The following is a 10,825-nucleotide window of genomic DNA, read 5'->3' as shown; positions in this document are numbered from 1 at the left end:
AAAAAAAAAAAAAAAGATTAATTTACAGATTCCACAATTGTGGTACTAAGGGAGATTTTAGACATAAAATTACTCATATTATCGCACGGCGGATTTCCTGAACTGGAGTTCTGCGCTACCCCACCATATATAATTTTTTGGGAAGGAGATGAGGAAGATGAAGCTATATTTCTTGCTCTCACACTGATTGTATGGTTTCCGATGGGCAAATTGTTGACTACACCATTGAGAACAAATTTATGCCAAGAGCAGGTAAAATTCTCGTTATGCTTATGGTATTTTCTTACAACAGCCAGTTTATTATCAACAAATATTCCTATTGCATATTCGAAATAACTGTTTGAAGCTTTGTCTAACTGTGCCATTCCTTCTAATGTAAAAGCGAAGGAATTCGTACTCCTGGTAAATGTCTTACTATCCTCAATGAGAAGCGGAATCCAGCTATTAGAAACAGAATCCCCAATATTGAAATTTCCCGGCGAAAAACCTGTAATTGCAATATTTCCCGGAGATGATATGGAACTCAAATTAACAAGATCCAATCTGGAAGCAAGCTGATCTTTTGTCAAGAGCGCATTCCATTTCCCTGTATCATAGTATGCAACTGTCTGAGGCAAAGTCGCAGTTGATTTCGTATTGAACACAACCGTTCCGTCTGACGGCGCAGGAACTGTTGATACATCCAGATTGGAATTCAGAGGTATTCGTGGATAGAGAACACCTTTGCTGTCTGAGTCTAATTTCAGGACAGCGCTGTTATCAAGAACAGGAGCAGCTTTATCTGTCATTACAACCTGTGAAAAAAACACCGCAGGTACTGTTGACATTAGTATGGTAGATATAATTTTTTTCATGATGATGTTAGTATGGTAATGGTTGGTTAATTAAAACGATAGCACTGATCTGTGCTTCATCATTTGTAAGATTAAGACATCCTCCAGCTTTTCTGCCGTAATAAGTAAGCTCACTCGACACATTTCCGGTGCGGTTGGCAACACCAAGTGTGATTTTATGATTTCCTACAGGCAGATCATCCAATACACCGGTAATCGTAAATTCCTGAAAAGGACATTTGGTATCTCCATTCAGTGAAACGGCTTTTGAGGTAATCAGTTTATTATCTACAAAAATCCCCAATCCGTAATTCACATTTGCGCTAGTAGATTCTGTACCCACCTGAACCATTCCTGTAAAAGTAATCACAGTGTTGTTCTCAGCACGATCAATTACAATATCAAAATCACTGCTTTCAGGGACTTTTATCCATGGTAATACCAAAGGGGTTCCGTTTGAATACGGTGATTCCCCAGGATAAGAAAACGTATAGGTTCCTCCAGGATAAACTTTTGAATAATATTTTGTAATTCCCAAAAGAAGATTGAGGTTTGCAGAATTAAAATAAAATGTCCATCTGTTACCATCCCAGTAATAAAGTCCTTTACCACCCGGAAATGATGCATTCGTATTGTAAACTAACAATGAAACTGTAGGTGGCGCAGCCAAAAAACTGGCATCTGAAACGTTAGAGGCATTAAGCGAAATCTTTGGCAGCATTAGACCCTTATCAGTAGCAACCAAATCTAAAATAGCGGAAGAATTTGGTGTTTCTGTACCTATACCTACAGAACCGGATTGCGCGTGGAGATTTATTCCCAGAATAATCAATAGGAATCTTAAAAAATGTGTTTTCATCTTAGATGTTTTAGGATTTTTCGGTGAGTTTGATGTACATATTAATCTTCGTCATTTCTGCGTTTAGGGAAGCTACCCCTACAGAACCGCCAAATTTCCACTCGGTAGCAGAAGAATAATCATTTACTCTAACGCTGACATAAGTTTTAACAGTGTGATTTCCCACACTCAAATTTTTCAAAACCGAATTGATAGAAAAATAATCGTACTGGTTTACAGTAGAATATCTTGTAGAATAATTTCTCACTCCGGCAAGCTTTCCGTCTACGAAAATCCCGACAGCGTACGTAAAAGTATTGGATGAGCTGGTAACACTATTATTAGCCTGCACCATACCTTCAGTAATGACTACGATACTGTTGTTGGCCTGTGTAACTGTAATATCTTTAGATAAACCATCCACCTCAGACCATATTGTTCCGGGCACAGAATCCTGAGGATAGTTTACAGCTCCCTTAGGTGTGTTGATAAGTAGCGGAGCAGAATTGGAGGTACTGTAGGACACTGTGAGTCCCAGCACAGAATATACATTACGGGTATCTACAAGTTCATTCCACTTTGCACCATCCCAGAAATTGAAACCCTGTTTTCCGGTAGCTTTGTTATAAGCTAAAAGACCTAAAGCAGGACTGGTGACTGGTGACGCGAGTGAAAGATTTGGAATATTCAGATTTGGGAGCAAAACACCTTTGTTTGGTGAATGTACTTTCAGCAAAAGATTATCTTCTACCGACGTTGTTCCTATTCCCACTTGAGAGAATAGCTTCTGACTGGGCACAACAAAACAACCCAGCACTACAAAGTAGAGCATTTTTTTCATCTTGGTATTTTTTTTAAGTGTGTTTGATTTGTTGTGTGTACAAATATACTTACTTAATACATAACAAGATGTATTTTATAGAAAATTTCTATGAAAAACTACGAAAATATGGTACTTAATTTAATTGAAAAGTGATAAAATGTGCAAAATTTTCACTCGTGTGTTTTAGCAGATTCTCTTATTAACGTATTGATCTCAGAAAGTTCTGTATCAGTAAAATCTCTCCATTTACCTACCGGAATATCAAGGGAAATATTCATAATTCTGATGCGTTTCAGTTTTTTCACTTCATATCCAAGGTATTCACACATTCTTCTGATCTGTCTGTTTAAGCCTTGTGTAAGAATAATTCTGAAATGCATATCGTCAATTTTCTCTACCTCACATTTCTTCGTTACCGTATCTAAAATCGGAACCCCATTTCTCATTTTATCTAAGAACCTTGGATTAATCGGTTTATCAACTCTCACGATATATTCTTTTTCGTGATTGTTTTTTGACCGGAGAATTTTGTTGACGATGTCACCGTCACTGGTGAGAAAGATAAGACCTTCACTGGCTTTATCTAATCTCCCAATCGGAAAAATTCTTTTAGGATAATTTATAAAATCAATAATATTGTTTTTTTCACGCTTTGAATCTGTGGTGCAGACAATTCCGCGTGGTTTGTTGAATGCGAGATAAACAGGTTTCTCTTCTGTTTCACGGATGGTTTTTCCATCAACTTCTATAAGATCTTCATCTGAAACTTTTGTTCCCAGCTCCGGAATCTGGCCGTTAATTTTTATTCTCCCTTCTTCCAAAAGCTTATCAGCAGCTCTTCTTGAGCAATAGCCCACTTCTGAAAGGTATTTATTGATGCGTGTTTTTTCCATGTTTTAAAGTTTCTTATTAGAGAAGATTGCAATACCGTATGAAAACCCTACAAAAAATGTACTGTTTCCATCAAAATTCTGAACCTCCAGATTGATCTGAAATTTGTTCCCGAAATTCTTTGTGACAGGTTCAAAGAATCCCACTGAAAGACCGATCAGCTTTGCATTTTCGGAGGCTGTGCGATTGATCTGAGTTCCAAAATTTGCGGAAATGTAAGTGAATTCTTCATCTTTTGGATTACTGACGATAAAAAATGGCTGCAATGTCCAGTACATCACATGAAAGTTGGGATCTACATAGCTGTATCTCACACCGGTTCCCAACGCAAACCAATTCAGTGGCTGGTATCCTAACTGTGCCGCAAAACCGTAATTGAATCTTCCCGGATCCAGTTTTTGTCTTTCATATTCATCTGTCACCTGACTTTCTCTGATCATGGCTGCGACATCGAAACCAACATTCGCTTCCACCACTCCGAACAGTCCTAATTTATTTGATTTTTCCTGAGAAAATGTTTTCAGAGATAAGATCAAAAATAACAGTGACCAGAAAATTCTAATCATTGGTATTAAATCTGTAATCGTTATTCAGGAATTCAGCTGTTGCATCCTCAATACAGTATTCTCCTATTTTTGTCCGTCTCAATTGGGTTAGGTACGCCCCGACACCCAATTCCTGACCTATATCGTGAGCCAAACTTCGGATGTAGGTACCTTTTGAGCACCCAACTGTAAAACTGACGATCGGAAAATTAATTTCAACATCTTTGATATAATGAATGGTTGTCTTCCGGGATTTCATCTCCACTTCAGTTCCTGCTCTTGCGAGATTATAAGCTCTTGCTCCATCGATTTTAATTGCCGAAAAAACAGGTGGTTTCTGATCTATTTCTCCCAAAAATTTTTCTAATGCTTTATTTACCTGCTCTTCGGTAACTTTAGAAAAATCCCGATGAAGAATTTCCGGTTTTTCGGTATCGTAGGATTCGGTCTGGACACCGATTTTAATTTCTGTCCAGTATTCTTTGGGAGCATCCTGAATTTCAGAGATTTTTTTGGTGAATTTTCCTGTACAGACGATCAACAGTCCTGTTGCTCTTGGATCTAAAGTTCCGGCATGCCCGATTTTGAATTTTTTCGGAAGATTAAATTCACGCTTTAATTTATATTTCAACTTATTTACAGCCTGAAAGGAAGTCCAGTCAAGTGGTTTGTCTAATAAAAATATGTATCCTGATTGTAGTTGTTCGGCTGTCATTTTTTATGAGTAATAGGTGATCGGTAATGAGTAATCGGCGAATGATTTTTTTTTAAATACAATAAAATGCAAAATTACTACAATATTTTTTACGTCGAATCTATCTCTTACTTTCTATTTCACTTTGAATCGATGAATCTCGTTTCTCGATTTCTCGCAGCCCGGCCTGAGTGGAGCTCTTTTTGTAAGCGAAGGGAAAGCCTAGGCACTAAAAAGCGGGAACGGAGGACGGAAGTAGCTGCCCAAATATTTTTTCAGTTAATTAATCATTATATTTTCCTTGTGAATCTTCAAAAGAATCATACTCAAAAGTTTGATTCAATCTATAGATGTAGAAAGTTGTAGTATTTTTCTTCTTTGAAATAGAATCTCCCACTTCCACCTTTTTTAGAAAATTATTACCAATTTCCAGTTTCCCTTTATCTGAAAAAGTAATGAAAGGCCTATTTCTATTTTGAGCATCAATCCCTTTGTCAATAACGGATGATTCTTTCTGATATTGTAAAATTCTTTGTAAAGACTGCAATTGCAATTCACTTTCATTTGAGTCTCTATTACATTTTTGTAACACAAAACCAAACATTACAGCACCAATCAGAACAAAAATTACAAAATATTTTGTATCTGTAAGTATTTTTTCTACAATCTTATTATCAGGATCAAAAGAACTTTTTTTCATTTACTTAAAATAGTAAAAATAAATCAGCAATGCAATCCCCACAAAAATACGGTACCAGCCCCAAGGTTTGAATCCATATTTATTTAAAACTCCGATGAATGCTTTGATGGCGATGAGTGCGGTGATGAATGCTACGATATTTCCGATGATGAAAATAGTAATGTGATCCTGAGATTCTAAAATCATTTCATACCCTTTTGCAGCTGTTGGAGTGCCCTTACCCCAGGTTTTCACAAAAACCGAATAGACCGTTACCGCCAACATAGTCGGCACTGCCAGAAAGAATGAAAATTCTGCTGCCGCTTTTCGCGATAAACCCTGCGTCATCCCTCCGATGATGGAAGCTGCACTTCTGCTCGTCCCGGGCATCATTGCTAAACATTGCCAAAAGCCTATGGTAACTGCTTTTTTGATTGAAATTTCTTTTTCGTCGTGAATTACAGGATTTTTGAACCACTGGTCGGCAAAAAGTAAAACAACACCTCCCAAAACCAATACCGCTGAGATGGCGATTTGATTTCCAAGCACAGATTCTATCATATCGTCGAAAATATAACCTAAAACCAAAGCCGGAATTACGGCAAAAGCTAATTTGTAATACAGCTGAAGATTTTTGAGGTCGAAAAACTTTTTCCAGTAAGCAACTACCACAGATAAAATGGCTCCGAACTGTATGGAAACCTGAAACATTTTGAGAAATTCTGATTCTTCGAGCCCCATCAAACTGGCTGTGAAGCCCATGTGTGCGGTGGAAGATATGGGTAGATATTCTGTAAGTCCTTCGATGATGGCAATGATAATTGCTTTAATTAAATCCATTTTTATGAGTAATAAATAATGAGTAATGAGTAATTTATATCAGCTCACACCTCTTTTTAGTATTATAGAAAAAGTCAATTGCTGGGCAACCGACTTTTGTTAGTTTGAGTCAATCTGGATGGCTCATGAAGTGTTTTACCTGACTGCTTATTTTCTTTTAAGAATTGCATAGACTTCTATTGCGAATCCTATCACGATAAATAAAGGTGCTATTCTGATTCTGCGGATTGAGAATATATCGTCATTCCACACATTCGGATCTAATTTACCATCTACCGTATTGGCATCAGCACCCATCATCAGAAGAAATCCCACAATGATAAAAGCCAGCCCGATGAGCATCCATTTATAATTCTGTGCACCGAAGTAAAAGATATTTTCTTCAGGTGTTTTGTCTTCCTTTCCAAAATTGGAAGCGGAAAACTTTGTTGTTTTTTTGCTCATTATTTATGAATAATATAAATCGTCTACGTTTGATCTCAAGAATCTCCAGGTTGCTACCACAGTGCTTATAATTGAGATAAATATTCCTACAAATAAAACTCCCACTGCAAGCCAGAAATATTCGGTGGTATCCTGTACGAAAGGCATTTCGATCATGCTTGTGAAGAAATACCATATTCCGGAAACTGCCAGGAGACCGATAGCTGCACCGATCAATCCTAAAATGACAGATTCTTTAATAAATGGTATTAGAATAAATCTTCTTTTGGCACCAACCAACTGCATGGTTTTAATGATAAATCTTCTTGAGAAAATCTTGAGTCTGATAGAATTGTTAATCAAAACAATTGCTAAAACCAGAAATATCAGTGAAAAACCTAAGATCCATTTCAAAACTTTATTGAGACCGGTATAAACTTTCTGAGCATCTGTATCGTTATTCACTTCAGTAATTCCCGGAACAGTTCTCAGCTGTTTCATGACCTCGTTTATCTTTAAGGAATCTGTAAACTCAGGTTTTATCGTTACCTCTACAGATGCCGGATAGATATTCTCATCAAATATGGCACTGGTATTTACACCCATGCTTTTTCTTGCTTCTTCCACCGCTCTGTCGCGGGAAATATAAACTGCTTTTTTTACAGCAGCGATTGTCTGGATCTTTTTTACAGCTTCTTCCTCGTTCTTCGCAATTTTAAGTGAATCCTTTGCATCATAATTCTGATCAAAGAAAGCGTTTACCACCAACTGTTCTTTCAGATAATCTGAATACTTCTTGGCATTAATCACAATTAATCCCATTAAGCCCAATAAAAAAAGTACTAAAGCAATACTTACGACCACGGTAATATTACTCGATCTAAGCCTGTTTTTATTAAAATCGTCTGCCGTCCTTGCCATTAAGAATAAAATTTTTGGCTAAATTAGAAAAAATCTTCCGAAATTTGACCCGAAAAATATATTTTCACTGTTAACAAAATCATAAATACTTTGAGTGTAAGAGCAAAAAAACATCTCGGCCAACACTTTCTGACGGATGAGAATATCGCCAGAAAAATAGTTGAAGGTCTGAGTTTTGAGAATTATAAAAATATAATGGAAGTTGGCCCGGGAATGGGTGTTCTTACCAAATATCTTTTAGAGAAAGAGCAAAAAATTTATCTCGCAGAAATAGATCATGAATCGATCGAATATCTGAAGAAAAATTATGACAAAACAACTGAAGAGACTTTTGTAGGCGATTTTCTGAAACAGGATTTCGCATTTCTGAATAATGAAGAAGTCGCAATCATCGGAAATTTCCCGTACAATATTTCTTCTCAGATTCTTTTTAAAATTATTGATTATTATCAAATAATTCCCGAAATGGTGGGGATGTTTCAGAAGGAGGTTGCGGAAAGAACTGCCGCTGTTCCGCGTACCAAAGACTATGGAATTCTGTCTGTTTTAATTCAGGCATATTATGACGTAAGCTATCTGTTTACGGTACATGAGAATGTTTTTAATCCTCCGCCAAAGGTGAAATCGGGAGTCATTAAATTAACGAGAAATCCTAAAGAGGGTTTAGCTGGAAATGAAGTTCTGTTTAAGCAGATTGTAAAAGCCGGGTTTAATCAGAGGAGAAAAAAGCTGTCTAATTCACTTAAAATTTTAAATATCCCGGAGGCCTTGAAGACTCATGAGTTTTTAGATAAAAGAGCCGAGGAACTGAGCGTCGCCGACTTTATTTCTTTTACAAAACTCTGGAAAGATAATCTGTAAATTATCAGTACAAATAAAATGCCTTCAGAAAAATCTGAAGGCATTTTTTGTATGATATAACAAAGATTTACTCTCTGTTTTTCAGCATGATCCAACCTGAGGAGTTCATCTGAGTTTTGGTTTTGTTATATTCAAAATTGAATCTGTACCAGTAGGTTGCGGTAGGTAATCTTTTCCCTCCTACAGTTCCGTTCCAGATAGGATTTTCTTTTGAGAACCTGAACATTTCAGTTCCGTATCTGTCATAAATTGAGCCTTTGAAGTTTTTGAAGTTTACAAGGGCAGACAAATCAATCACATCATTTACTCCATCCTGATTCGGCGTGATAATATTAGTAATGTGGAATGTGAAGAACTCTACCGTACCGACGCAGGTGGTTCCTTTCGTTCTTACGTACAGAGTATAATTCGTATTATCTAAAAGATTAGGAAATACATTTGAATCCTGCCACGAAATTCCGTCTAAAGAATATTCTGCCGCTCTCGGGATATTGTTGATGTTAGGAATTGTTGCTGTCGCAGTGATTGTATTGTTTTCATAGCTCAACTGTGAGAAAAACGGTGTTGCTGCAGCCACTACCTTCACCTCAAAAGTTTTGGAACAGATTCCATTATCAATGGTTACTGTGTAAATTCCTAACTGATTAACGGTAATCTTCTGGGTTTCTTCACCAGTATTCCAAAGATAGCTGAATCCTGACCCTGCTCCTGCATCCAGCTCTATCGTGTCTCCGATACACATTTCAACATCAAGAAGCGGTGTTGTAGGTACAGGAACCACCTCAACAGTGATTTTTGCCGGAATTAAAGACTGACAGCCCAAAGGTCCTACACCATAAACTTCAAAAGTAGTGGTCTGGAAAATGGTTGCTGACTGAGTATCACCTGTACCAGGGAAGTTCACCCAGTTGTACGTACTTCCTCCCGATGCAGTAAGCGTAACGGTTTCGCCTGCGCAAACTCTTATTTTTGGAGTAGTCACCTGTGCTACCGGTCTTGCTTCTTTAGCTAAGGTGAGCTCTACCATTTTTCTGCAGTATTCTGCTCCGTAAACTACGGTATATAAAATCTGACCATCAGTTCCATTATAATTTAATGGAGTCTGAATAAAATTGTTGTTAAATGCCAATGCGTCTGCCTGATTCACGTACCACCTGAAGTTGGCTCCTGCGGTAGGACTGATGAGTGGTTTGGAATTATTTAAATCAAATGTTGTGATGTCGGGCGTTGTACATAGCAACAGCGTAGCATCCTGCGCGAGTGGTGTAGATCCTCCGTTGATCTTCACTGAAGCAGTTCCCGGACATGGATTTCCTGGAAGTGTAACTTCAATCGTGTATGTTCCCGGGTCAATTGCTGTAATTGATGTAGAAGTTGCGCCTGGAACTGGGTTACCGTTGTAAAACCACTGATAGGTTAAATTAGGACTATTTACAGAAGCATTGATTACCGTTGGAACCAGGTCACAGACATTAATCTCATTAGGAATTACAGCACCACTAGGATCCTGAAGCTCTACGCCGATGTTGAAGGAACCTCCTTCAAGAAAGACTGCAGAATCATAACTGGTATCTGCTCCGAATGGACCAAAATCTGCAATAACCATCTTAAAATGATAAGGAATTCCGGCGGTTACATTGGCAGTAGCCTCTAAAGGAATTGTTCTTCCGTAAAAATTAGTTTCAATACTACCAGTATTGTAACCTGCAAAAAAAGTAGGATTAACAGCTCCGCATCCGTTTGGTATATTCGGACGGATATTAGTCACACTCACAGGGCCTAATCCACCTGGTAAAACTGCCATATTCTGATAAGGTGCGGTACTACCTACAGGTCTTAACAATAAGGCAAAAGCATCAGCATAATTACATGGAAAAGTACCGTTGTATTCTTCCGAAGCCAGTAAATAATTAAATTTAATCTGCGAAGTTGTAGGAACAAAATCAAATTCCAAAATCGCTGAATTCGTAAGTACACCCGCTACACCAAGGGCGGTTGCTAAATCAGGATCGCTTCCTCCAAAATTATTATCACCTAGGAAATCTTCAAACTGATTCCCTGCTCTTCTGGCGAATCCTGTTGACAGAACAATTCCGTCTTTAAAAGGAAAGTTTGTAGTTCCTCTGTGAAAATAACCCCAGGCTCTATCTGCCTGCGTCGCAGTTGTGTTGGGAGTTACCGTAACATTCGAAATATTCGGAACAAAACACGATCCAGGTCCTGATGATATAAGAACATCCCTTATTAATTGCAAAGGAGTGAATGCTGATTCCGGATATGTTGGTACGTTAACATCTATGAATGCACCTGCTTTTTTAGAAGTTTCAGAAAATGCCTTTTTTGTAGGTTTTCTCGGTGAAACTTTCTGTGCAGTAAGATTCACGCTCATTAAAACATAAAATAATAGTAGTAGATATTGCTTCATACAATTTTTCATTTCAACAAATTTAATTACTTTTTATCTAAAACACATTAAT

At 37.6% G+C, this 10,825-nt stretch carries 12 protein-coding genes; 1 reads left to right on the top strand and 11 read right to left on the bottom strand.

Features of this window, described 5'->3' with window-relative positions:
* Positions 1-17: 17 nt before the first annotated feature.
* The 10 genes from ASG21_RS06385 to ASG21_RS06340 form a co-directional block, all read right to left on the bottom strand.
* A complete protein-coding gene (locus ASG21_RS06385) occupies positions 18-854 on the bottom strand; it encodes a hypothetical protein (protein WP_056077188.1) in 837 nt (278 codons plus the stop codon).
* A gap of 7 nt (positions 855-861) precedes the next feature.
* Positions 862-1,692 carry a hypothetical protein gene (locus ASG21_RS06380; RefSeq protein ID WP_128414227.1) on the bottom strand — a complete coding sequence of 277 codons (831 nt, stop codon included), beginning with the start codon at positions 1,690-1,692 and terminating at the stop codon, positions 862-864.
* Between the two features lie 10 nt (positions 1,693-1,702).
* Positions 1,703-2,512, bottom strand: coding sequence for a hypothetical protein (locus tag ASG21_RS06375; RefSeq protein WP_056077184.1), 810 nt, complete (start codon positions 2,510-2,512; stop codon positions 1,703-1,705).
* Between the two features lie 152 nt (positions 2,513-2,664).
* The gene (gene rluF / locus ASG21_RS06370; protein WP_056077182.1) at positions 2,665-3,387 is read right to left on the bottom strand and encodes a 23S rRNA pseudouridine(2604) synthase RluF; all 723 of its coding nucleotides are present in this window, start codon (positions 3,385-3,387) and stop codon (positions 2,665-2,667) included.
* 3 nt (positions 3,388-3,390) lie between these two features.
* Positions 3,391-3,951, bottom strand: coding sequence for a hypothetical protein (locus ASG21_RS06365; protein ID WP_056077180.1), 561 nt, complete (start codon positions 3,949-3,951; stop codon positions 3,391-3,393).
* Positions 3,944-4,645 carry a tRNA pseudouridine(55) synthase TruB gene (gene truB, locus ASG21_RS06360; RefSeq protein WP_056077178.1) on the bottom strand — a complete coding sequence of 234 codons (702 nt, stop codon included), beginning with the start codon at positions 4,643-4,645 and terminating at the stop codon, positions 3,944-3,946. Before truB ends, ASG21_RS06365 begins: the two co-directional genes overlap by 8 nt.
* 262 nt (positions 4,646-4,907) lie before the next feature.
* Positions 4,908-5,324 carry a hypothetical protein gene (locus tag ASG21_RS06355; protein WP_056077176.1) on the bottom strand — a complete coding sequence of 139 codons (417 nt, stop codon included), beginning with the start codon at positions 5,322-5,324 and terminating at the stop codon, positions 4,908-4,910.
* Positions 5,325-6,143, bottom strand: coding sequence for an undecaprenyl-diphosphate phosphatase (locus ASG21_RS06350; RefSeq protein WP_056077174.1), 819 nt, complete (start codon positions 6,141-6,143; stop codon positions 5,325-5,327).
* A gap of 147 nt (positions 6,144-6,290) precedes the next feature.
* Positions 6,291-6,587: a DUF3098 domain-containing protein gene (locus tag ASG21_RS06345; protein WP_056077172.1), complete on the bottom strand. Its 297-nt coding sequence runs from the start codon at positions 6,585-6,587 to the stop codon at positions 6,291-6,293.
* A gap of 3 nt (positions 6,588-6,590) precedes the next feature.
* On the bottom strand, positions 6,591-7,487 hold the full coding sequence (locus tag ASG21_RS06340) for a permease-like cell division protein FtsX (protein ID WP_056077170.1): 897 nt from the start codon (positions 7,485-7,487) through the stop codon (positions 6,591-6,593).
* A gap of 90 nt (positions 7,488-7,577) precedes the next feature.
* Here ASG21_RS06340 and rsmA point away from each other — a divergent pair, with 90 nt between their 5' ends.
* A complete protein-coding gene (rsmA, locus tag ASG21_RS06335; protein ID WP_056077168.1) occupies positions 7,578-8,348 on the top strand; it encodes a 16S rRNA (adenine(1518)-N(6)/adenine(1519)-N(6))-dimethyltransferase RsmA in 771 nt (256 codons plus the stop codon).
* A 67-nt stretch (positions 8,349-8,415) separates the two neighbouring features.
* On the opposite strand, the gene ASG21_RS06330 is transcribed toward rsmA, so the two are convergent.
* Positions 8,416-10,773, bottom strand: coding sequence for a choice-of-anchor L domain-containing protein (locus tag ASG21_RS06330; protein WP_056077166.1), 2,358 nt, complete (start codon positions 10,771-10,773; stop codon positions 8,416-8,418).
* Positions 10,774-10,825 lie beyond the last annotated feature (52 nt).

Origin of the sequence: Chryseobacterium sp. Leaf394, assembly GCF_001424105.1 — a bacterium.
In the GTDB taxonomy this organism is placed as follows: Bacteria; Bacteroidota; Bacteroidia; order Flavobacteriales; family Weeksellaceae; genus Chryseobacterium.
This window is presented reverse-complemented; position numbering and strand designations above follow the sequence as displayed.